The sequence below is a fragment of the Pseudomonas sp. ASL3 genome (genome assembly GCF_056680425.1).
Genome location: NZ_CM155281.1, coordinates 4015554 through 4039476 on the forward strand (window position 1 = coordinate 4015554; position 23923 = coordinate 4039476).

The 23923-nt window shown below is 57.8% G+C and carries 19 protein-coding genes; 3 read left to right on the plus strand and 16 right to left on the minus strand.

Features of this window, described 5'->3' with window-relative positions:
• Nucleotides 1–396 precede the first annotated feature (396 nt).
• On the plus strand, nucleotides 397–2964 hold the full coding sequence (gene mutS, locus AC1MEE_RS18670; RefSeq protein WP_480416267.1) for a DNA mismatch repair protein MutS: 2568 nt from the start codon (nucleotides 397–399) through the stop codon (nucleotides 2962–2964).
• 243 nt (nucleotides 2965–3207) lie between these two features.
• Nucleotides 3208–3546 carry a ferredoxin FdxA gene (gene fdxA / locus AC1MEE_RS18675; protein WP_480411066.1) on the plus strand — a complete coding sequence of 113 codons (339 nt, stop codon included), beginning with the start codon at nucleotides 3208–3210 and terminating at the stop codon, nucleotides 3544–3546.
• Between the two features lie 582 nt (nucleotides 3547–4128).
• Here the strand turns inward: fdxA and rpoS are convergent.
• The 8 genes from rpoS to AC1MEE_RS18715 form a co-directional block, all read right to left on the minus strand.
• Nucleotides 4129–5133, minus strand: coding sequence for an RNA polymerase sigma factor RpoS (gene rpoS / locus AC1MEE_RS18680; RefSeq protein ID WP_480411067.1), 1005 nt, complete (start codon nucleotides 5131–5133; stop codon nucleotides 4129–4131).
• A gap of 106 nt (nucleotides 5134–5239) precedes the next feature.
• Nucleotides 5240–6118 carry a peptidoglycan DD-metalloendopeptidase family protein gene (locus AC1MEE_RS18685; RefSeq protein WP_480411068.1) on the minus strand — a complete coding sequence of 293 codons (879 nt, stop codon included), beginning with the start codon at nucleotides 6116–6118 and terminating at the stop codon, nucleotides 5240–5242.
• Between the two features lie 187 nt (nucleotides 6119–6305).
• On the minus strand, nucleotides 6306–6941 hold the full coding sequence (locus AC1MEE_RS18690; protein ID WP_480411069.1) for a protein-L-isoaspartate(D-aspartate) O-methyltransferase: 636 nt from the start codon (nucleotides 6939–6941) through the stop codon (nucleotides 6306–6308).
• Between the two features lie 41 nt (nucleotides 6942–6982).
• Complete coding sequence (gene surE, locus AC1MEE_RS18695; protein WP_480411070.1) at nucleotides 6983–7732, minus strand: 5'/3'-nucleotidase SurE; 750 nt, start codon at nucleotides 7730–7732, stop codon at nucleotides 6983–6985.
• Entirely contained in the window at nucleotides 7720–8778 is a 1059-nt protein-coding gene (gene truD / locus AC1MEE_RS18700; protein ID WP_480411071.1) for a tRNA pseudouridine(13) synthase TruD, read from the minus strand. Before truD ends, surE begins: the two co-directional genes overlap by 13 nt.
• Nucleotides 8775–9248 carry a 2-C-methyl-D-erythritol 2,4-cyclodiphosphate synthase gene (ispF, locus tag AC1MEE_RS18705; protein ID WP_480411072.1) on the minus strand — a complete coding sequence of 158 codons (474 nt, stop codon included), beginning with the start codon at nucleotides 9246–9248 and terminating at the stop codon, nucleotides 8775–8777. Before ispF ends, truD begins: the two co-directional genes overlap by 4 nt.
• 52 nt (nucleotides 9249–9300) lie before the next feature.
• Complete coding sequence (gene fghA, locus AC1MEE_RS18710; protein ID WP_480411073.1) at nucleotides 9301–10146, minus strand: S-formylglutathione hydrolase; 846 nt, start codon at nucleotides 10144–10146, stop codon at nucleotides 9301–9303.
• Between the two features lie 90 nt (nucleotides 10147–10236).
• Complete coding sequence (locus AC1MEE_RS18715; protein ID WP_480411074.1) at nucleotides 10237–11349, minus strand: S-(hydroxymethyl)glutathione dehydrogenase/class III alcohol dehydrogenase; 1113 nt, start codon at nucleotides 11347–11349, stop codon at nucleotides 10237–10239.
• 105 nt (nucleotides 11350–11454) lie between these two features.
• Here AC1MEE_RS18715 and AC1MEE_RS18720 point away from each other — a divergent pair, with 105 nt between their 5' ends.
• Nucleotides 11455–12351, plus strand: coding sequence for a LysR substrate-binding domain-containing protein (locus tag AC1MEE_RS18720; protein ID WP_480411075.1), 897 nt, complete (start codon nucleotides 11455–11457; stop codon nucleotides 12349–12351).
• 19 nt (nucleotides 12352–12370) lie between these two features.
• Here the strand turns inward: AC1MEE_RS18720 and ispD are convergent, their stop codons facing one another.
• The 8 genes from ispD to dnaE form a co-directional block, all read right to left on the minus strand.
• A complete protein-coding gene (gene ispD / locus AC1MEE_RS18725; RefSeq protein ID WP_480411076.1) occupies nucleotides 12371–13078 on the minus strand; it encodes a 2-C-methyl-D-erythritol 4-phosphate cytidylyltransferase in 708 nt (235 codons plus the stop codon).
• On the minus strand, nucleotides 13075–13353 hold the full coding sequence (gene ftsB, locus AC1MEE_RS18730) for a cell division protein FtsB (RefSeq protein ID WP_480411077.1): 279 nt from the start codon (nucleotides 13351–13353) through the stop codon (nucleotides 13075–13077). The genes ispD and ftsB overlap by 4 nt, the downstream gene beginning before the upstream one ends.
• A gap of 188 nt (nucleotides 13354–13541) precedes the next feature.
• Nucleotides 13542–14831, minus strand: a complete 1290-nt coding sequence (gene eno / locus AC1MEE_RS18735; protein ID WP_480411078.1) for a phosphopyruvate hydratase — start codon at nucleotides 14829–14831, stop codon at nucleotides 13542–13544.
• Between the two features lie 169 nt (nucleotides 14832–15000).
• Nucleotides 15001–15846, minus strand: a complete 846-nt coding sequence (gene kdsA, locus AC1MEE_RS18740; RefSeq protein ID WP_480411079.1) for a 3-deoxy-8-phosphooctulonate synthase — start codon at nucleotides 15844–15846, stop codon at nucleotides 15001–15003.
• Nucleotides 15847–15849: 3 nt separating this feature from the next.
• Entirely contained in the window at nucleotides 15850–17481 is a 1632-nt protein-coding gene (locus AC1MEE_RS18745) for a CTP synthase (protein WP_480411080.1), read from the minus strand.
• Nucleotides 17482–17749: 268 nt separating this feature from the next.
• Entirely contained in the window at nucleotides 17750–19084 is a 1335-nt protein-coding gene (tilS, locus tag AC1MEE_RS18750) for a tRNA lysidine(34) synthetase TilS (protein WP_480411081.1), read from the minus strand.
• A gap of 196 nt (nucleotides 19085–19280) precedes the next feature.
• Nucleotides 19281–20228: an acetyl-CoA carboxylase carboxyltransferase subunit alpha gene (locus tag AC1MEE_RS18755; RefSeq protein ID WP_480411082.1), complete on the minus strand. Its 948-nt coding sequence runs from the start codon at nucleotides 20226–20228 to the stop codon at nucleotides 19281–19283.
• Between the two features lie 137 nt (nucleotides 20229–20365).
• Nucleotides 20366–23887: a DNA polymerase III subunit alpha gene (gene dnaE, locus AC1MEE_RS18760; RefSeq protein ID WP_480411083.1), complete on the minus strand. Its 3522-nt coding sequence runs from the start codon at nucleotides 23885–23887 to the stop codon at nucleotides 20366–20368.
• Between the last annotated feature and the right edge of the window lie 36 nt (nucleotides 23888–23923).

Below are 23923 nucleotides of genomic sequence, written 5' to 3' on the forward strand. Positions count from 1 at the left end.
CAACTCGCCGGACACTGATCCTTCCTGACCGGCTTTTTCACGGTTTCAATCGTTGTTTCTCGTGGGCGCTTCCGGGCTTCTTCCAGGGGAATGAAGCGACCATTGGTTGAATCCCGACCTCGTTTATTTCGCATAAGAACATCCTGTTCATGGTGTTTTCTGGAATGAAGCAATCGCGTTGCAAGCGTAGCCACCCCCGTACAAGAGCCCAACCCTGAAGTCGTAACCGGGCTTTTCCCCTCTCGGCTCTGCGAGGCCGGATCGTGCGTGGTAACCTTGCGCCCAATGCAAAACAGATGGGCTCAAGGACTTCATCCACACCGATGAGGTCCGCAAAATGCCCGACATCTGCCCCACACTTTGAACGAATTCGCCTGAAACCCGATGAATAAAGCACTGACCGACCTGTCCTCGCACACCCCCATGATGCAGCAATACTGGCGGCTGAAAAATCAGCACCCTGACCAGCTGATGTTCTATCGCATGGGCGACTTCTACGAGATCTTCTACGAGGACGCCAAAAAGGCCGCCAAGCTACTGGATATCACGCTGACTGCGCGTGGCCAGTCGGCAGGACAAGCGATCCCCATGTGTGGGATCCCTTACCACGCGGCTGAAGGTTATCTCGCCAAGCTGGTGAAGCTCGGCGAGTCGGTGGTGATCTGCGAACAGATCGGCGATCCCGCGACCAGTAAAGGTCCGGTGGATCGTCAGGTGGTGCGGATCATCACGCCTGGCACGGTCAGCGACGAGGCATTGCTCGACGAGCGTCGGGACAACCTGATCGCTGCGGTACTGGGCGACGAGCGCCTGTTTGGCCTCGCGGTTCTGGACATCACCAGTGGCAATTTCAGTGTTCTTGAAATCAAGGGCTGGGAAAACCTGTTGGCGGAGCTGGAGCGGATCAACCCGGTCGAGCTGATGATCCCCGACGACTGGCCACAAGGCTTGCCAGCGGAGAAGCGTCGCGGTACCCGGCGTCGTGCGCCGTGGGATTTCGAGCGCGATTCGGCGCTCAAAAGCCTGTGCCAGCAATTCTCCACCCAGGACCTCAAAGGCTTCGGCTGCGAGAACCTGACGCTGGCCATCGGTGCCGCCGGTTGCCTGCTCGGTTATGCCAAGGAAACCCAGCGCACGGCCTTGCCGCACTTGCGCAGCCTGCGCCATGAGCGGCTGGATGACACCGTCGTGCTCGACGGTGCCAGTCGACGCAACCTGGAACTGGATACCAACCTGGCAGGCGGGCGCGACAACACCCTGCAATCGGTCATGGACCGCTGCCAGACCGCCATGGGCAGCCGCTTGCTGACCCGCTGGCTGAATCGTCCGTTACGTGACTTGAGCGTGCTGCAAGCTCGACAGAGCTCGATCGCTTGCCTGCTCGAACGCTATCGTTTCGAACACTTACAGCCGCAACTGAAAGAAATCGGCGATATAGAGCGGATTCTTGCCCGGATCGGCCTGCGCAACGCGCGTCCGCGTGATTTGGCCCGCCTGCGTGATGCCCTGGCCGCATTGCCCGAGCTGCAATTGGCCATGGCTGAGCTGGAAGCACCGCACCTCCAGCAACTGGCGCAGACCACCAGCACGTATCCAGAGTTGGCGGACCTGCTGCAGCGGGCTGTTATCGATAATCCGCCGGCAGTCATCCGTGATGGCGGCGTGTTGAAAACCGGCTACGACGCCGAGCTGGACGACCTGCAGTCGCTCAGCGAGAACGCAGGGCAGTTTCTGATCGATCTGGAAGCCCGGGAAAAAGCCCGCACGGGGCTGGCCAACCTGAAAGTCGGCTACAACCGGATTCACGGCTACTTTATCGAGTTGCCCAGCAAGCAGGCCGAACAAGCACCGGCTGACTATATCCGGCGCCAGACGCTCAAGGGTGCCGAGCGCTTCATCACGCCTGAGTTAAAGGCATTCGAAGATAAGGCGTTGTCGGCCAAAAGCCGTGCACTGGCGCGCGAGAAGATGCTCTACGAAGCACTGCTCGAAGACCTGATCGGCCACTTGGCGCCCTTGCAGGACACCGCTGCGGCACTGGCCGAGCTGGATGTGCTGAGCAACCTGGCCGAACGCGCACTGAACCTGGACTTGAACTGCCCGCGCTTCGTCGATGAGCCCTGCATGCGCATTGAGCAAGGGCGGCACCCGGTCGTCGAGCAAGTGCTGACCAGTCCATTCGTCGCCAACGATCTGGCGCTTGATGACAACACACGAATGCTGGTCATTACCGGCCCGAACATGGGCGGTAAGTCGACTTACATGCGTCAGACTGCCCTGATCGTTCTGCTGGCTCATATCGGCAGCTTCGTGCCAGCGGCCAGTTGCGAGCTGTCGCTGGTCGACCGGATCTTTACCCGAATCGGCTCCAGTGACGACCTCGCGGGCGGCCGTTCGACTTTTATGGTGGAAATGAGCGAAACCGCGAACATTCTGCATAACGCTACAGACCGCAGCCTGGTACTGATGGATGAAGTCGGACGCGGCACCAGTACATTCGATGGGTTGTCGCTGGCTTGGGCTGCGGCAGAATGTCTCGCCCAGTTGCGCGCCTACACGCTGTTCGCCACGCACTATTTCGAGCTGACGGTACTGCCGGAAAACGAGCCTTTGGTTGCAAACGTGCATCTCAATGCAACAGAGCACAACGAACGCATCGTCTTCCTGCATCGTGTCCTCCCCGGCCCTGCCAGCCAGAGCTATGGCTTGGCAGTGGCCCAGCTGGCGGGGGTTCCAGCCAAAGTCATCCTGCGCGCGAAGGAACATTTGCAGCGCCTGGAAACGACGAGCCTGCCCCACGAAACACCGCGTTCAGCACCTGGCAAACCATCGATTCCACAGCAAAGCGACATGTTCGCCAGCCTGCCCCATCCGGTACTGGAAGAGTTGTCAAAAACCAAAGTCGACGACCTGACACCCCGCCAGGCGCTAGAGTTGTTGTATTCCTTGCAGACGCGCATCTAACGGGAATCGTTGCAAGCTGTTAGAATCCCGCGCGGTTTGGGATGCTGCGGGGTTTTAGCCTGACTACGCAGATTGTCCGAGCCGCGTGAAGACACAGCGAACCACGGCAGGACAAGACGCGCTGTCATATGAACGTCTACCTGTTGTTGAATGCATTGGTTTTCACACGGCCCGGGAGACTACCCGATCCGGGCAACCCTGCTTAAAGGGCTCTGCTACCGCCGCCTGAGGAGAGAATTAGAAATGACCTTCGTCGTCACCGACAACTGCATCAAGTGCAAGTACACCGACTGCGTAGAAGTGTGTCCGGTGGACTGCTTCTACGAAGGCCCGAATTTCCTGGTGATTCACCCGGATGAGTGCATCGACTGTGCGCTTTGCGAGCCTGAATGCCCTGCCCAGGCGATCTTCTCGGAAGATGAGGTGCCTGAGGATATGCAGGAATTTATCCAGCTGAACGTAGAGCTGGCGGAAATCTGGCCCAATATCACCGAGAAGAAAGACGGCATGCCCAATGCCGAAGAATTTGATCGCGTCATAAACAAAACTGTTGAAAGCAAGCTCAAGGATCTGGAGCGCTAAGCTTCACTGATCGCCCAAAAGGCCCCTCTGCGGGCCTTTTGTGTTTTTGGCCTGTTAATAGGCCAGGCAGCTTTCTACGGACAAAAAAAAGGGGCGGTATGACCCGCCCACATTTTTTCCTTAGTCCCTTTAATCCCTTTCATCATCCTGATGAATCGCATCCTGCGATGTCCTTGACTGTCATCCTTGACGGCCTGCGTCTATCCCTCGACACAGTTCCAATAGTAATGGTTTAACCGCCAAGAGCAACCGGCCAAAGCTTTCAAAAAGATACCTGACTGCTTGATCAATAAAATAAAACAACTTAAAAATCAGTAACATAGATAGATTAGCCTCTTGAAGAAGCCAATATTCCAGGCTAAAAACCACGATAACTTACGCCACGCGTAAGCAAAGGCTTACATAAAAACCCCATTTTTCTCCGCATGTCCAAAGTATTAAAAACATCATCTAAAAAGGAGAACCGCCACCTTTTACTCAGATGTCTATTCATCTGGCGAATATAAAAACACCCCGAGCAAGTCGAGGTGTCTTTATAAAGTGGATTACTCACACGCCGCACAAGAATGAGCCGACGTCCTCTTATTGAAACAAGGACTCACTCGACAGGCCGTTCTTTTCAAGAATCTCACGCAAGCGCTTGAGGCCCTCGACCTGGATCTGCCTGACACGTTCCCGCGTCAAACCTATCTCCAGACCCACGTCTTCTAACGTACTGCTTTCGTGTCCCCGCAGACCGAAACGCCGTACCACCACTTCACGCTGCTTATCAGTCAGCTCGGAAAGCCACTGATCGATGCTCTGAGAAAGATCATCGTCTTGCAGTAGTTCGCAGGGGTCCGTAGGTCGATCATCGGTCAGCGTGTCGAGCAATGTCTTGTCTGAGTCTGGCCCAAGAGAAACGTCCACAGAAGAAACCCGCTCATTGAGCCCAAGCATGCGCTTGACTTCACCGACCGGCTTTTCAAGCAGATTGGCGATTTCTTCGGGAGAAGGTTCGTGGTCGAGTTTTTGGGTCAGTTCACGAGCGGCACGCAAGTACACGTTGAGCTCTTTGACCACATGAATCGGCAACCTGATAGTTCGGGTCTGATTCATGATGGCACGCTCGATGGTCTGGCGAATCCACCATGTCGCGTAGGTTGAGAAGCGGAAACCGCGTTCCGGATCGAATTTCTCGACCGCCCGGATCAGGCCCAGGTTGCCTTCTTCGATCAGATCAAGCAATGAAAGCCCACGATTGACGTAACGCCTGGCGATTTTCACCACCAGCCGCAGATTGCTTTCAATCATGCGTTTGCGCCCTGCCGGGTCACCGCTTTGCGACAAACGCGCAAAGTGGACTTCCTCTTCCGGCGAAAGCAGAGGGGAGAAGCCTATTTCATTGAGGTACAACTGGGTCGCATCGAGCGCCCGGGTGTAGTCAATGTACTTGTGTTGCTTGAGCGTTGTGGAGTGTTTGGCCTTGGCGCGAACGGGAGGTGCCGTAGCTTCCTCGCTCGACGTCGGGTCCAGAACGATGCCGGGTTCCATAAGGAGCACCTCATCGTCGATGTCAAACTCCGGCGCTTCTTTACTGAGAGCCATTGTTATAGTCCTTTGGTGAGTTCGACCTCAAGCTCTAGCGACGCCTCATTCTCCATGGCAACGCTTGAGCCTGTTCCCTCTACGCAAGGAACAAGCTGGTAACCGATCAACGACGTGGCAAGAACTCCAGAGGATCTACAGGTTTACCTTGGCGGCGAATCTCAAAATGCAATTTCACCCGGTCAGTCCCCGTTGACCCCATCTCGGCAATAGTCTGCCCGACTTTGACCTGCTGCCCCTCCCGAACCAACAGCCTACGGTTGTGACCGTAAGCACTGACGTAGGTATCGCTGTGTTTGATGATTACTAACTCGCCGTAGCCCCGCAAGCCACTCCCGGCGTACACAACCGAACCATCAGACGCAGCCAAAACAGGCTGTCCCAAATCCCCAGCGATATCAATTCCTTTATTCAAACTACCGTTTGAAGAAAATTTACCGATCAAAATGCCATTAGACGGCCACGCCCAACCCGCCGGTGAACGTCCTACAGGCTGTATCGGCGTTGTCGCAGGAGTCGGCTCTGGAGGTTGAGCAGAAGGCGATAAAACCACCGGCACAACCCCTACAGGGCGGGACATCACGGTAGTCTTGAACGAGCTGGAAGGGACTGCGGCAGGTGTGGAAGCAACTGCCATCGGCGCGGAAACGGCTGACGTCGGTGTTGAATTTGGACGACCATCAAAACGAATCGCCTGACCCGGATGAATGGTGTAAGGCTCAGGAATCTGGTTGCGTGCCGCCAGCGCTTTCCAATCCCAGCCGTAACGAAATGCAATAGAGAACAGGGTGTCGCTACGGCGCACCACGTATTGGCCGGTCGTGACCGGCTGACGCTGGGGGGCGGCCTTATTTCGATCGACAACCGGCGCTCCGCTCGGAGACTTGCTGGAGCAGCCTACCAATAAGAAACCGAGGGCAATGCCAATCACCAGACGCTGAAAGCTAGTTGTAGATATACGCTGCCGAATGACTGTGAGACTCACCCGCCACTCCCTTTACTGGTGACTGAATTAAAGTTGCCTATTGTGCCGCAATAACGGCAGGCAGCTAATGCTTAACTGGTTACAAAACCGTGCGTTGCAGCACCGAATCAAAATTCTGCGCTGACCTTATGACAAGCTGTATGACCTACGGCATCGGCCAGAATTCATTACGTCGCCAAACGAACCCTCAAACCAGCGGTCCGTTGAGCAAGGGCACGAATCGCACGGCACCAAGTACCTGACGGGAAAAGCCATCCTCTTCGCGGATGATCAGCATCAGTTGCTGAACCTCGCCTGCGCCCACCGGAATGACCAGTCGCCCGCCAGGCGCCAGTTGATCGAGCAACGCCTGCGGAACATCGGTCGCCGCGGCGGTCACGATGATGCCGTTGTAAGGTGCCAAAGCCGGCCAGCCTTCCCAGCCGTCACCCCAACGGAAGACCACGTTGCGCAGGTTAAGCTCGACCAGTCGCTCTTTGGCGCGGTCCTGCAAGACCTTGATCCGCTCCACCGAAAAAACCCGTTCGACCAGTTGTGCCAGTACCGCCGTCTGATAGCCGGAACCGGTGCCTATCTCCAGCACCTTGTCCAAGGGGCCTGCCGCCAACAGCAACTCGCTCATGCGCGCCACCATATAGGGCTGGGAAATGGTCTGGTTATGGCCAATCGGTAACGCGGTGTCCTCGTAGGCACGGTGCGCCAACGCTTCATCGACAAACAAATGCCGAGGGGTTCGCCGGATCACTTCCAACACCTGGGCGTTGGAAAGGCCTTCGTCATGCAAACGTTGAATCAAACGCTCGCGGGTACGCTGAGAAGTCATGCCGATTCCCCTTCGTAACAGATCATCTTGCTCGCGCGACATCAACGCAGTCCCTCTAACCAGCCATTGAGGCTGCTGAAACCATCCTGATACGTGCGATCCAGTTGCAGCGGTGTAATCGATACGTAACCTTGCATGACCGCGTGAAAGTCGGTCCCCGGCCCGCCGTCTTCAGCGTCACCCGCTACCGCAATCCAATACCCGACCTTACCACGCGGGTCGACCACCTTGACTGGCGCGGCGGCTCGGGCGCGATGCCCCAGCCGGGTCAGTTGAATCCCGCGAATATGCTCGAGCGGAAGATTCGGGATATTGACGTTAAGTACGGTGCGCGGCGGCAAGTCGAGCTGTTCATGGGCCTCTACCAACAGGCGAGCAAAGTGCGCCGCGGTCGGCAGGTTGTCTGCCTGACGCGACAACAACGAGAACGCAAACGACGGAAGCTCGAGAAAACGGCCCTCCAGCGCTGCGGCAACCGTGCCGGAATACAGCACGTCATCGCCAAGGTTGGCCCCCAGGTTGATACCCGAGACAACCATCTCTGGCGGGTGCTCAAGAAGCCCATTGAGCCCGAGATGCACGCAGTCGGTCGGCGTTCCGTTCACACTGATGAAGCCGTTGGCCAACGTATGAGGATGAAGCGGACGATCAAGGGTCAGCGAGCTGCTTGCACCGCTTTTATCTTGATCAGGGGCAATAACCACACACTCGCTAAAGTCCGCCAGCGCAGCATGCAGCGCGGCGAGACCGGGTGCAGTTACCCCATCATCGTTAGAAATCAGAATACGCATGAGCTGTCCGTTTGCCCTACCGGTACCAGATCGACAAGCTCCCGCACCAGTACGGTGGCGAAGCATCCGGCCGGAAGGACGAATTCCAATTGCAGAATGTCAGACTCGGGATAATGCCACGTCAACCCGCCAATGGGCAGTCGCAGGATACGACGCTCGTGCTCCATACCCGCTTTGACCAGCCAATCACGCAGCGCCGACTCGCGAGCCGCGACCTCTTGTTCAAGTACGCCAGTGGCACCGGTCGCGGGCGACTCGCCCTCGCCCCACTGCGGCCCGGTCGGGTGCAGGTCGAGAATAGCCAGACGCGGATCACTGCATTCCGCCTCGCCCGCAGGAAAGAAGCTGCGGCTGTCAGTGAACGCCAGCAAATCGCCCACTTGCGCCCGCTGCCAACTGCCATCAGCCACCCGCGCCGCCAGCACTTGATTGAATAGATAGCTGCGCGCGGTAGATAGCAGCCGCGAGCGCACGGCCCGCTGTTCCGGAAGGGCTTGGCGCGCGGCGTACTCACGAGCTTCGCCTAGATTGCCGCCCTGCCAACCAAAGCGCTGGGCACCGAAGTAATTCGGTATGCCATGGCTGGCGATCAATTCGAGGCGCGCTTGCAATGCCGCTTGATCGGCCTGCAATTGAGTCAGACGCAAAGTGAAGCCATTGGCCGCGTGAGCGCCACGCTGCAATTTACGTTTATGGCGACTGCTTTTCAGAATTTTAAGGGTGTCGTCCTGGGCTGCCGACATATCCGGGTCGGCCTTGCCCGGCAATTGCACGCTGAACCACTGCCGCGTCAATGCCTGACGATCCTTCAAACCGGCATAGCTCACCGTCCGCAACGGCACACCGGCAGCACGCGCCAGACGACGGGCCGCTTCTTCAGTGTTCAGGCCGCGCTTTTCCACCCACAGCCACAAATGTTCACCATCGCCGGACAGAGGAATATCCAGCACTTCATCGACCTGGAAATCTTCAGCCGTGGCTTTGAGTACTGCGCTACCCAGCGCATCACCGTAGGCACGCGGGCCGAGCAATTCGAATTCCGTCATGCCGAGAGCAACAAGGCGACAGCATGGACCGCAATGCCTTCTTCACGGCCAACGAAGCCAAGTTTTTCGGTGGTGGTAGCTTTTACGTTCACTTGATCCAACTCAACCTGAAGATCCGCGGCAATCAGCGCGCGCATCGATTCGATATGCGGGGCCATTTTCGGTGCCTGGGCAACAATCGTGGCGTCAACGTTGCCGACTTTCCAGCCCTTGCTCTTGACCAATCCCATCACGTGACGCAACAACACCCGGCTGTCGGCACCCTTGAATTGTGGATCGGTATCCGGGAAATGCTTGCCAATATCACCCAGCGCCGCTGCGCCGAGCAACGCATCGCTGAGCGCATGCAGCAGCACGTCGCCATCGGAATGGGCAAGCAGCCCAAAGCCGTGCGCGATCCGCACGCCGCCCAAGGTAATGAAATCGCCTTCAGCAAAACGGTGCACATCGTAGCCGTGGCCAATACGCATAAAAAAACGCCCCGAAAAAGTCAGGGCGTGATTCTACCTACTTTGTCCGACATTAGCCGCTTAGAGCGAGCCCATGATGACGTAAGTGGTCTTCTATAAAGCTCGCGATGAAGAAATAGCTGTGGTCATACCCCGGTTGCATACGCACCGTCAGCGGATGCTCGGCGGATTTTGCCGCCTGCACCAACGCCTCGGGCTTGAGCTGATTGGCGAGGAAGTCATCCCGATCGCCCTGATCGACGAGGATCGGCAATTTTTCCGTGGCCTCCGCGATCAAGGCACACGCATCCCATTCGCGCCAACGGGAACGCTCTTCCCCCAGATAACGGGAAAAAGCTTTCTGACCCCATGGGCAGTCCATCGGATTGCTGATCGGAGAAAAAGCTGACACCGACCGGTAGCGCCCCGGATTACGCAAGGCGCACACCAACGCGCCGTGCCCGCCCATGGAGTGACCGCTGATCCCGCGCCGGTCAGAGGCCGGGAAATGCGCCTCGACCAGTGCTGGCAACTCGTTCACCACGTAATCATGCATGCGGTAATTCTTCGCCCACGGTTGCTGGGTGGCATTCAGATAAAAGCCAGCACCGAGACCGAAATCCCATGCGCCATCAGGATCAGCCGGCACCTCCGGGCCACGCGGGCTGGTGTCGGGGGCGACGATGATCAAGCCCAACTCGGCTGCGATCCGTTGCGCCCCGGCCTTGTGCATGAAGTTTTCATCGGTGCAGGTCAATCCAGACAACCAATACACCACCGGCAACTTACCGCCCTGCTCCGCTTGCGGCGGCAGATAAACGGCAAACACCATGTCGCAGCCGAGCACGTCGGAGTGATGCTTGTAGCGCTTGTGCCAGCCACCGAAGCTTTTCTGGCAGGACAGGTTTTCCAGGGTCATAGCAAACTCCTAGCGGCAAGCTTCAAGCCGCAAGCTGCAAGAGGGGCGCGTATGACCTCTTGCAGCTTGTAGCTTGCCGCTTGCAGCTGCTTAAAAGTGGATGACGGTGCGAATGCTCTTGCCTTCATGCATCAGATCGAAAGCCTTATTGATGTCTTCCAGGCCCATGGTGTGGGTGATGAATGTGTCCAGCGGAATTTCGCCCGCCTGCGCCATGTCGACATAGCTCGGCAACTCAGTGCGACCACGTACACCGCCGAATGCCGATCCGCGCCAGACGCGCCCGGTGACCAACTGGAACGGACGGGTCGAGATCTCTTGACCGGCACCCGCCACACCAATGATCACCGACTCGCCCCAGCCCTTGTGGCAGCACTCAAGAGCGGCACGCATCAGTTGCACGTTACCAATGCATTCGAAAGAGAAGTCCACGCCGCCGTCAGTGAGGTCAACGATCACGTCCTGAATCGGGCGATCGTAATCTTTCGGATTGATGCAATCGGTGGCGCCCAGCTGTTTGGCGATTTCGAACTTTGCCGGGTTGATGTCGATGGCAATGATGCGCCCGGCCTTGGCCTTGACCGCACCAATCACCGCTGACAAGCCAATGCCGCCCAGACCGAAGATCGCCACGGTGTCGCCCGGCTTGACCTTGGCTGTGTTCAGCACTGCGCCAATCCCGGTGGTAACGCCGCAACCGAGCAGGCAGACTTTTTCCAGAGGAGCTTCTTTGGAGATTTTCGCGACCGATATTTCTGGCAGCACGGTGTATTCGGAGAAGGTCGAAGTGCCCATGTAATGGAAAATCGTCTCGCCTTTATAAGAGAAGCGTGACGTGCCGTCAGGCATCAAGCCTTTACCTTGAGTGGCGCGAATGGCCTGGCAGAGGTTGGTCTTGCCCGACAGGCAGAATTTGCACTTGCGGCATTCCGGTGTGTAGAGCGGGATCACATGATCGCCCACTGCGACTGACGTCACACCTTCGCCGATGGCTTCGACCACAGCGCCACCTTCATGACCGAGGATCGATGGAAAGATGCCTTCCGGGTCGGCGCCAGACAGGGTGAAAGCATCCGTGTGGCAAACGCCGGAAGCAACGACCCGCAACAGCACTTCGCCGGCTTTGGGCATCGCGACATCGACTTCAACGATTTCGAGCGGTTTCTTGGCTTCAAAGGCAACGGCAGCACGTGACTTGATCATCAATCTTCTCCAGCGAAGTAAAAACAAGCCCAAGAGTGTAAAGCAGTGCTGATTGATGAATAATCGGGCCAAAAGCAAAACATTATTGCTGCACAGGGACAATCGATGAACGCCAATCGCTGGGAAGGACTGGATGAGTTCGTGGCAGTCGCCGAATGCGGACAGTTCACCGCTGCGGCTGAACGCATGGGTGTGTCGTCATCGCACATCAGCCGGCAGATCGCCCGACTTGAGGAACGCCTGCAAACCCGGCTGCTGTATCGCAGTACCCGGCGTGTGACCTTGACCGAAGCCGGGCAGACATTTCTTCAACATTGTCAGCGCCTGCAAGATGGTCGCGAAGAAGCGCTGCGCGCAGTCGGCGACTTGACCAGCGAACCCAAAGGCCTGCTGCGCATGACCTGCGCCGTGGCGTATGGGGAACGCTTTATTGCACCGCTGGTGACCGGGTTCATGGCGCTCTACCCGCAATTGCGGGTGGATATCGAGCTGAGCAACCGCACGCTGGATCTGGTGCATGAGGGCCTCGATCTGGCGATTCGTCTCGGCCGCCTGCAAGACTCACGGTTGATCGCCACACGCCTGGCGCCCCGGCGCATGTACCTGTGCGCATCACCCTCATACGTTGAACGCTATGGGCGACCGCACAGCCTGTCCGAACTGAGCCGCCACAACTGCCTGATCGGTGGCACCGACACCTGGCTGCTGCAACAAAATGGCCGGGAATTCTCGCAACGGGTTCAAGGCAACTGGCGCTGCAACAGCGGTCAGGCAGTGCTCGACGCGGCGCTGCAAGGAGTCGGTTTGTGTCAGCTACCGGACTACTACGTGCTTGAACATTTAAACAGCGGCGCGTTGATTTCTCTGCTGGAGGCTCATCAACCTCCCAACACGGCTGTCTGGGCGCTCTATCCGCAACAAAGACATCTGTCGCCCAAGGTGCGCAAACTGGTCGAACACCTGAAAGCCGGGTTGGCGTTGCGTAAGGAATATTGCGAGTAGGCTGGCTTCAGCGCTGGCCTCAGCCCTCGAATGGGCGGCGCTGACGCAGCCATTCGAGGTCCTCGGGGCGCGTCACCTTGATATTGTCGGAGCGACCTTCGATCAGTCGGGGGGACTGGCCGGACCATTCAATGGCGGAGGCTTCATCGGTGATGCTGACATCCGAAACCAGGCTGTCGGCCAAAGCCCGGTGCAATGCGCCGAGACGGAACATTTGCGGCGTATAGGCCTGCCAAATCAAACTGCGATCAACGGTTTCCGTGACACGTCCGTTGCTATCCGCCCGCTTGAGCGTGTCGCGGGCCGGAACGGCCAGCAGGCCGCCGACAGGATCATCAGCCAGTTCGTGCAGCAGCTTGTCCAGATCACCACGCGATAAGTTCGGGCGAGCGGCATCGTGAACTAATACCCAATCGTCATCACGGGCGCCTTGCGCGTGGAGGTGCAGCAACGCATTGAGTACTGAGTCTGCCCGCTCCCGCCCGCCCGCCGCACGCTGAATCCGCGAATCAGTGGCACAGGCCAGGGTCGGCCAGTAAGGATCATCCACAGCCAGACTGATCACCAGCCCCTTGAGTTGGGGGTGATCGAGAAAACAACCAAGGCTGTGTTCGAGAATAGTGCGCCCGCCCAGTTGCAGGTATTGCTTGGGCCGGTCAGCCGCCATACGAGCGCCAACACCCGCGGCAGGAATCACTGCCCAGAAGGCAGGTAGAACAGGTGTCATTGGGCCAACTGATAGAGGGTTTCGCCGTCCTTGACCATGCCCAATTCGTGGCGAGCCCGCTCTTCAACGGTTTCCATGCCCTTTTTCAGCTCCGCCACTTCTGCATCGAGGACACGGTTACGTTCCAGCAACGCGTCGTTTTCAGCATGCTGATCAGCGATCTGCTGGGTCAGGCTGGCCACTTGCGCCAGACTTCCGTTGCCCACCCACAGGCGATACTGCAGGCCAGCCAGCAGCAGGAGCAAGATGAGGAACAACCAGTTAGGACTGCGCATTGAATATCAGGTACTCAGTGGAAAAAGACAGCGGTGCCAACACGCTGAAAAGCGACTGAGAGCATCGAGCCTGACAGAACCAGGCTCAATCGCTCTCAAGACAAGGAGCGTGCGCATCAGAAGCCATCAGAACGGCCAGCTAAACTGACCTTTCTGACAGCGCCCGTTGTCTTTTTACCATCTCCGGCTCAGCCGCGAAACTCGCTGCGACCGTTGTAGATAGCCTTGGCACCCAATTGCTCTTCGATACGCAGCAGTTGGTTGTACTTGGAGATGCGATCGGAACGGCTCAGCGAACCGGTTTTGATCTGACCGGCGGCGGTGCCGACTGCCAGGTCAGCAATGGTCGAGTCTTCGGTTTCACCGGAGCGGTGCGAGATCACGGCCGTGTAACCGGCTGCCTTGGCCATCTGGATGGCTTCCAGGGTTTCGGTCAGGGTGCCAATCTGGTTGAACTTGATCAGGATCGAGTTGGCGATCTTTTTATCGATGCCTTCTTTGAGGATCTTGGTGTTGGTCACGAACAGGTCGTCGCCAACCAGTTGCACCTTTTCGCCGATCTTGTCGGTCAGCACTTTCCAGCCAGCCCAGTCAGACTCGTCCATGCCGTCTTCGACGGAGATGATCGGGTAACGCTGGGTCAGACCTGCCAGGTAGTCAGCGAAACCAGCCGAATCGAACACCTGGCCTTCGCCAGCCAGATCGTATTTGCCGTCTTCGTAGAATTCGCTGGCCGCGCAGTCCAGCGCCAGGGTCACGTCAGTGCCCAATTTGTAACCGGCGTTGGCCACAGCTTCAGCGATGACCTTCAAAGCGTCTTCGTTGGAAGCCAGGTTCGGTGCGAAACCACCTTCATCACCAACAGCAGTGTTCAAGCCACGGGCTTTGAGCACGGCCTTGAGGTGGTGGAAAATTTCGGTGCCCATGCGCAGTGCATCGGAGAACGTCTTGGCGCCAACCGGCTGCACCATGAACTCCTGGATATCGATGTTGTTATCGGCATGCTCGCCACCGTTGATGATGTTCATCATCGGTACCGGCATCGAGTACACACCCGGTGTGCCGTTGAGGTTGGCGATGTGCGCGTAAAGCGGCAGATCCTGATCATGAGCGGCAGCTTTGGCCGCGGCCAGGGAGACAGCGAGGATCGCGTTGGCGCCCAGGCTGGCTTTGTTTTCGGTTCCATCCAGCGCGATCATGGCACGGTCCAGCGCTTGCTGGTCTACCGGATCCTTGCCCAGCAACAGGTCGCGGATCGGGCCATTGATGTTGGCCACGGCCTTGAGAACACCCTTGCCCAGGTAACGGCTCTTGTCGCCATCACGCAGCTCAAGCGCCTCGCGCGAGCCGGTGGAAGCACCGGACGGCGCGCAGGCACTGCCGATGATGCCGTTATCGAGGAGCACATCGGCTTCCACGGTGGGATTGCCACGGGAATCAAGAACTTCACGACCTTTGATGTCGACGATTTTTGCCATTGTTGTAAACACTCCAGGATTGACGAAAACGACGCAGCTGAGGAAATCGATTATCGCCGTCAGGCTTTATGCAGCGGGCAGAACTGACGACGACAAGCCTCTGACCCATCGGTCAGAGAAATACCGAGCGGCACTTTACCGGAAGGCACTCTACCGGAGAAGCAGGCTCTTATGCGGTCTCTACTGTCGGAAAACTTTTAACAAGTTCATCCAGTGCCTTGAGCTGAGCCAGGAACGGCTCGAGCTTGTCCAGACGCAAGGCGCAAGGGCCATCGCATTTGGCGTTATCCGGATCCGGGTGCGCTTCAAGGAACAACCCGGCCAGATTCTGGCTCAGGCCGGCCTTGGCCAGATCGAGGACCTGCGCACGACGACCACCGGCAGAATCGGAGCGACCGCCAGGCATTTGCAGGGCATGGGTCACGTCGAAAAACACCGGATACTCGAACTGCTTCATGATGCCGAAGCCGAGCATGTCCACCACCAGGTTGTTGTAACCGAAGCTGGAACCACGCTCGCACAAGATCAGTTGATCATTCCCGGCCTCTTCGCACTTGGTCAGGATGTGTTTCATTTCCTGCGGGGCGAGAAACTGGGCTTTCTTGATGTTGATCACCGCACCGGTCCTGGCCATCGCCACAACCAGATCCGTCTGCCGCGAGAGAAACGCCGGCAGTTGGATGATGTCGCAGACTTCAGCCACAACCGCAGCCTGCTCCGGCTCGTGCACGTCAGTGATCAACGGCACGCCGAAGGTCTTTTTGATTTCTTCGAAAATCCGCATGCCCTCTTCCAGGCCAGGGCCGCGGTAAGAGGTCACGGACGAACGATTGGCTTTGTCGAAGCTGGCCTTGAACACATACGGGATACCGAGCTTCTCGGTCACCCGTACATATTCTTCGCAGACCTGCATGGCCATATCCCGCGATTCCAGCACGTTCATGCCGCCGAACAACACGAAAGGCTTGTCGTTGGCGATCTCGATCGCACCTACACGAATGATCTTTTGTGCCATGGGTCAAGCCTTCTTCTGGTGCTGGGTCAAAGCCGCCTTCACGAAGCCACTGAACAACGGATGACCGTCACGCGGTGTCGAAGTGAACTCAGGGTGGAACTGGCAGGCGACGAACCACGGATGATCCGGTGCTTCGATCACTTCGACCAACGCGCCATCACTGGAACGACCGGAGATTTTCAGACCGGCTTCGATCAGGCTCGGCAGCAGCTTGTTGTTCACTTCATAACGATGGCGATGACGCTCGACGATCACGTCCTTGGCGTAGCAATCGTGAACCAGCGAGCCGCGTTCCAGTTGGCAATCCTGCGCGCCCAGGCGCATGGTGCCGCCCAGATCGGAGGCTTCGGTACGGGTTTCAACAGCGCCGGTGGCATCTTCCCACTCGGTGATCAGACCCACGACCGGATGGCCGCTGGTGCGATCGAACTCGGTGGAGTTGGCGTCTTTCCAGCCCAGTACGTTACGAGAAAACTCGATGACCGCCACTTGCATGCCCAGGCAGATACCCAGGTACGGTACTTTGTTCTCGCGAGCGAATTGCACGGCGGTGATCTTGCCTTCAACGCCGCGCAAGCCGAAGCCGCCTGGCACCAGAATCGCGTCGACACCTTCGAGCAAGGCGGTGCCCTGGTTCTCGATGTCTTCGGAATCGATATAACGCAGGTTGACCTTGGTGCGATTGGAAATACCGGCGTGGCTCATTGCTTCGATCAACGATTTGTAGGCATCGAGCAACTCCATGTACTTGCCGACCATGGCGATGGTGACTTCATGCTCTGGGTTGAGCTTGGCGTCGACCACTTTTTCCCACTCGGACAAGTCAGCACCGCCACATTCCAGGCCGAAGCGCTCGACGACGAAATCATCGAGACCCTGAGCGTGGAGCATGCCCGGGATCTTGTAGATGGTGTCGGCGTCTTCCAGCGAGATGACCGCACGTTCTTCAACGTTAGTGAACAACGCAATCTTGCGCCGCGAAGAAATATCCACATGATGGTCGGAGCGGCAGATCAATACATCTGGCTGCAAACCGATGGAGCGCAGTTCCTTCACCGAATGCTGGGTCGGTTTGGTCTTGGTTTCGCCAGCGGTAGCGATGTAAGGCACCAGCGTCAGGTGCATCAACATGGCACGCTTGGCGCCAACCTCGATACGCAATTGACGGATAGCTTCAAGGAACGGTTGCGATTCGATGTCACCGACGGTGCCACCGATCTCGACCATGGCGACATCAGCATCGCCTGCGCCTTTGATGATCCGGCGTTTGATTTCGTCGGTGATGTGCGGAATCACCTGGATGGTCGCGCCCAGATAATCACCACGGCGCTCTTTGCGCAGGACGTGTTCGTACACACGCCCCGTGGTGAAGTTGTTGTTCTGGGTCATGGTGGTGCGGATGAACCGCTCGTAGTGGCCCAGGTCCAGGTCGGTTTCGGCGCCGTCGTGGGTGACGAACACTTCACCGTGCTGGAATGGGCTCATGGTGCCCGGGTCCACGTTGATATAGGGGTCAAGCTTGAGCATGGTGACCTTAAGTCCCCGCGCCTCCAGGATGGCCGCCAATGAAGCCGAGGCAATGCCTTTCCCCAATGAAGAAACAACACCGCCCGTGACGAAGATGTAGCGCGTCATGAAAAACCCTAGAAGTCTGCGTTAAAGCGGTCGGAGCCGCCGGGGAAAGCGAAGGAAGGCCGAAGCCCCCGATTACCGATAAAATTCACAGTGCACTCCTGAAAATTGCTGCGTTAAGACTGGCAGACTGAAAAAGCCTGCCTGTTGCTCGCTACATTTTTGAGAATCGCCCAGCAAAAACGGCCTGGTAATCGGCAACTTCCGTCGATTCAGAAGAATCCACAGAAGCTGTATCAAGAAGGGAGCGTAGTCTACCGGAAACGGCCTTTCAGCTCAAACTTTGGTCATTCGTCGGTGCTCGCCAGCGCAATCGCCAGTCGCCATGGGCTTTTCCGTCCAGTCCCGGCAGGTTGGCAACCGCCAATAACTGGTCCCCGCGATACAGCAGCGGCAATCGGCCACGGGCAAAAACCGGCAGACCGCTCTCATTAAGCAAACGCTTGAGATCACGATGCCCACGCCCAGGAAGATTCATGACTTCCCCCCCGTGGCGATAACGCACCTGCAGCTCACCGGTCGGAACATCCGCCGTAAAATCAAGCTGGCCATTGTTTGGCAGATTCAACGTTTGCCGAGCGTCTGGCCAGGTTATCGAGGCGTCCACCGCTTGTAACCAGGCGCCCGACAGCCACCAGATACGCCCCTCCGCGCGGTGCAGCTCACCGTCGGCCAGCCGCCAGATCGGCTGAGCCTCGCTGCTCGCATCACGCAGGCTGTCCCAACCCGCCCAATGCCCACTGTCCGGCAGGCGCGTCAACGGTGCGAGCCAATGGCGCAAAGCGTTGCGCTGACGTGCCGGAGAAAGGCCTTTGAGGGGCGGCAACGCCAGTGAAGGCAATCCGAGCCAGGCGAACGGCGTGATCGAACATGCCTGCGCCAGATCCTGCTCGGCCAATTCGTCGAGCAGCCCTTGCGCCTCGGCCAGATGTGCGGCGGTTCGCGCCATGTTCGCGGTGGCTTGCGGCCAGCGCACCGTCAGTGCCGGCAGAATGTGCTGGCGCAGGTAATTTCGAGAAAACTGGCTGTCCGCGTTGCTGGGATCTTCTACCCAGCTCAATTGTTGTTCACCGGCATAAGCTTCCAGCGTGGCTCGCGACACATCAAGCAAGGGCCGCAGCAACCGCCCTCTTCCTAGCGCACGCTGATCAGGCATTGCCGCCAGGCCGCGAACACCTGCCCCACGCAGCAGACGAAACAGTAAGGTTTCGGCCTGGTCGTCGCGATGCTGGGCGGTCAATAGCACTTCACCCGGCGCCAATACCTGACTGAACGCCGTATAACGCGCTTCACGGGCAGCGCGCTCAAGACTGGCGCCAGGCTTCACCTGCACATGGATGACGCGCAGTGGGACGTTCAGGGCGTCGCAAACAGACTGACAATGGCTCGGCCACGCGTCAGCCGCAGCCTGCAAGCCGTGATGGACGTGAATCGCAGAGAGAGGTGGCAGCGCCTCGCGCTTGGCGAGATCGGCCAGGAGGTGCAGGAGGACGGTGGAATCGAGGCCACCGGAGAATGCGACGTACCAAGCCGGGGCGTTGCGCCAGGGCTTCAGCGCAGAAACCAATCTGAGATTTAAATCATTATCACGCTTGAGCGTAGTCATGGACGGCAGCCAGACACTGACTCTCTGTAGGAGCTGACTTGTCTGCGAACAAGGGCCGCAGGACCTTCCAGCGGAATCGAATCCAACTTTTTTGTGAGCGCTACGCACTCAATCGCAGACAAGTCAGCTCCTACGCCCTTCGGGCAGAAACGGGTTCGGATATAGGTGCGAACTTGCCCGCGTTTTCAGTGCTGAATCAGAGGCCGTAGCTCATCAGACGCTCGTAACGACGGGCCAGCAGCGCGTCATTATCGAACTTCTTGAGCATCGCCAGCTGACTGCTCAGTTCCTTGCGGATCGAAGCCGCTGCGGTAACCGGATCACGATGAGCGCCGCCCAGCGGTTCGCCAATGACTTTATCAACGATACCCAAGCCTTTGAGCCGGTCAGCCGTGATGCCCATGGCTTCAGCCGCATCAGGTGCTTTTTCGGCGGTTTTCCACAGGATCGATGCGCAGCCTTCCGGCGAAATAACCGCGTAGGTCGAATACTGCAGCATGTTCAATTGATCGCAGACACCAATGGCCAATGCACCGCCAGAACCACCTTCACCGATAACGGTAGCGATGATCGGGGTTTTCAAACGAGCCATGACCCGCAGGTTCCAGGCAATCGCTTCGCTCTGGTTGCGCTCTTCGGCGTCGATACCCGGGTAGGCGCCCGGCGTATCGATAAAGGTCAGGATCGGCATTTTGAAGCGTTCGGCCATTTCCATCAGACGGCAGGCTTTGCGATAGCCTTCAGGGCGCGGCATGCCGAAGTTGCGGCGAACCTTCTCGCGCACTTCGCGGCCTTTCTGGTGACCGATCACCATCACTGGCTGGTCTTCCAGACGCGCAACACCACCGACGATGGCGGCGTCATCGGAGAAATGCCGGTCACCGTGCAGTTCGTCGAACTCGGTGAAGATGTGTTCGATGTAGTCCAGGGTATAAGGACGACGCGGATGACGCGCCATGCGCGCAATCTGCCAACTGGTCAGGTTGCCGAAAATGCTTTCGGTGAGCGTGTTGCTCTTCTCTTGCAGACGAGAGATTTCGTCGCTGATGTTCAGCGAGTTGTCATTACCGACCAAGCGCAGCTCTTCGATCTTGGCTTGCAGGTCAGCGATCGGCTGTTCGAAATCAAGAAAATTCGGGTTCATAGGCATCCGTCTTGGGTCGACGGCCAAGCGGCCGGCCGGTTGATCTGTAAACGCCTTACCTTACGGGAACAGGCGCATTCAGGTCGAGATTAAAAATTATGGTTGAGTACAGACTGTAGTAACAGACCTGTGAGCTATCAACGGTATTGCAGGAAGACGTTCTCACGTCCGAACTGGTCACGCAGCGCTTGAATCAAGCTGTCCGCCGGATCGATTCGCCACGCCTCGCCAAACTGCAGCAACGCCTTTGCGTCCATCCCGGTGTAGTCCAGGGTAATCGGGCAGGCACCGCGGTGGCGTTTGCACAATTCGCCCAACCAACGCAGACGATCACCCTTGAGCGCGTCGGCGTGCACCTTCAAGCGCAGGCTTTCGGCAAGATTGGTCCGCGCGTCTTCCAGGCTCATCACCCGCTTGGCGCGCAGACGCAGGCCACCGGAGAAGTCGTCATTACTGACCTCGCCTTCGACCACCACCATCGCATCGGTCTGTAACAGCGATTGCGCCGAATGGAAGGCTTCGGCAAACAGCGAGGCTTCGATGCGTCCAGAGCGGTCGTCGAGGGTGATGAAACCCATCTTGTCGCCCTTCTTGTTCTTCATGACGCGCAACGCGATGATCAAACCGGCAACCGTCTGCGTATCCCGCGCCGGCTTCAGATCGATGATGCGTTGACGAGCAAAACGGCGAATTTCACCTTCGTATTCGTCGATAGGATGCCCCGTCAGGTACAGGCCCAGGGTTTCCTTCTCTCCACGCAAACGGTCTTTAAGGCTCAGCTCTTTGGCCTTGCGATGGTTGGCGTAGACGTCCGCATCCTCTTCAACGAACAAGCCACCAAACAGGTCGGCGTGACCGCTGTCATGACTGCGAGCGGTCTGCTCGGCTGCCTGAATGGCTTCTTCCAAAGCGGCCAGCAGTACTGCGCGGTTACGGTCGATATTGGCCTTATAGTCTTTGAGATCGTCTTCGAAATACGGCCCCAGACGGTCCAGCGCACCGCTGCGGATCAAGCCATCGAGGGTACGTTTGTTGATGCGTTTGAGGTCCACCCGCGCGCAGAAATCGAACAGATCCTTGAACGGCCCAGCCTGACGCGACTCGGTAATCGCTTCTACCGGCCCTTCACCGACGCCTTTGATGGCACCGAGGCCATAAAGAATGCGGCCGTCCTCGCTCACCGTGAATTTGAATTCGGAGGTGTTCACGTCCGGCGCATCGAGGCGCAGCTTCATGCTGCGCACTTCCTCGATCAGCGTCACGACCTTGTCGGTGTTGTGCATGTCCGCCGACAGTACCGCGGCCATGAAGGGTGCCGGATAGTGGGTTTTCAGCCAGGCGGTCTGGTACGACACCAGGCCATAAGCGGCCGAGTGAGATTTGTTGAAGCCATAACCGGCGAATTTCTCCACCAGGTCGAAAATGTTACCAGCCAGATCCGGGTCGATATTGTTGTTCGTGCAGCCTTCGATGAAACCGCCACGCTGCTTGGCCATTTCTTCAGGCTTTTTCTTACCCATGGCCCGACGCAGCATGTCGGCGCCACCAAGGGTATAGCCGGCCATGACCTGAGCGATCTGCATCACCTGCTCTTGATACAGGATGATGCCGTAGGTCGGCGCCAGTACCGGCTTGAGGCCCTCGTACTGGTAGTCGACGTGAGGATAGGACAGCTCGGCACGGCCGTGCTTACGGTTGATGAAGTCGTCCACCATGCCCGATTGCAGCGGACCGGGACGGAACAACGCCACCAGAGCGATCAAGTCTTCCAGGCAGTCGGGCTTGAGCTTTTTGATCAGCTCTTTCATGCCGCGCGACTCGAGCTGGAACACCGCAGTGGTTTCCGCTTTTTGCAGCAGGCTGTAAGTCGCCTTGTCGTCCAGCGGGATAAAGGCGATATCCAGCGGTGGTTCGTCGACCTTGGCGCGGTCGCGGTTGATGGTCTTGAGCGCCCAATCGATGATGGTCAGGGTCCGCAGACCGAGGAAGTCGAACTTCACCAGCCCTGCCGCCTCGACATCATCCTTGTCGAACTGGGTCACCAGGCCATCGCCCGCTTCATCGCAATAAATCGGCGAGAAGTCGGTCAGTTTGGTCGGTGCGATCACCACGCCGCCGGCGTGCTTGCCGACGTTACGCACGATGCCCTCGAGCTTGCGGGCCATCTCCCAGATTTCCGCCGCCTCTTCATCGACCTTGAGGAAGTCGCGCAGGATTTCTTCCTGCTCGTAAGCTTTCTCCAGCGTCATGCCGACTTCGAACGGAATCATTTTCGACAGTCGGTCAGCCAGGCCGTACGACTTGCCCTGCACCCGGGCCACGTCCCGCACCACCGCCTTGGCCGCCATGGAACCGAAGGTGATGATCTGGCTGACCGCGTTACGGCCATATTTCTCGGCCACGTAATCGATGACGCGGTCGCGACCATCCATGCAGAAGTCGACGTCGAAGTCGGGCATGGAAACCCGTTCCGGGTTGAGGAAACGTTCGAACAGCAGGTCGTATTCCAGTGGGTCGAGATCGGTGATCTTCTGTACGTACGCCACCAGCGAACCAGCACCCGACCCACGGCCCGGGCCCACCGGGACGCCATTGCTTTTGGCCCACTGGATGAAGTCCATCACGATCAGGAAGTAACCGGGGAAGCCCATCTGAATGATGATATCCAGCTCGAAATTCAGCCGGTCGACATACACCTGACGCCTGGCGTCGTAATCCTCGGTAGTGTCCTTGGGCAGCAGTACCGAAAGTCGATCCTCCAGACCATCGAAAGACACCTTGCGGAAGTATTCGTCGATGGTCATGCCATCGGGGATCGGAAAGTTGGGCAAAAAGTGCGTGCCGAGCTTTACATCGATGTTGCAGCGCTTGGCAATTTCGACGGTATTTTCCAGCGCCTCGGGCAGGTCGCTGAACAGCTCGGCCATTTCCGCGGCGCTTTTGAGGTACTGCTGGTCGCTGTAGTTATGCGAGCGGCGCGGGTCATCCAGCGCCCGGCCTTCACCGATGCAAACCCGCGTTTCATGGGCCTCGAAGTCTTCTTGCTTGATAAAGCGCACATCGTTGGTCGCCACCAGTGGTGCGCCATGACGATCAGCCAGGGCGACGGCGGCGTGTAGATGTTCTTCGTCATTGGGACGGTTGGTGCGTTGCACTTCCAGGTAGAAACGGTCAGGAAACACCGCCATCCATTCACGCAGCAATTGATCGGCCTCGCCCGGATTACCACCGAGCAGGGCCATGCCGATTTCGCCCTCTTTGGCTGCGGACAGCGCGATCAAGCCTTCGTTGGCCTCAGCGACCCATTCACGCTCGATGATCACCTGACCATTGCGTTGGCCATCAATGAAGCCACGAGAAATCAATTCAGTCAGGTTGCGATAGCCCCGGGCGTTCATCACCAACAGGCTGATCCGGCTCAGCGCGCCATCTTCGTCCTTGTTCGACAGCCATAGGTCCGCACCACAAATGGGCTTGATACCCGCGCCCATGGCGGCCTTGTAGAACTTGACCAACGAACACATGTTGTTCTGATCGGTCACGGCCACAGCCGGCATATTCATGCCAGCCAAGGTCTTGACCAACGGTTTGACCCGGACCAGACCATCGACCAGAGAATATTCAGTGTGCAGGCGTAGATGAACGAAAGAAGCCGGCATGTTGATCCTATAGCGCGAAATACAAAAAAACCAAGG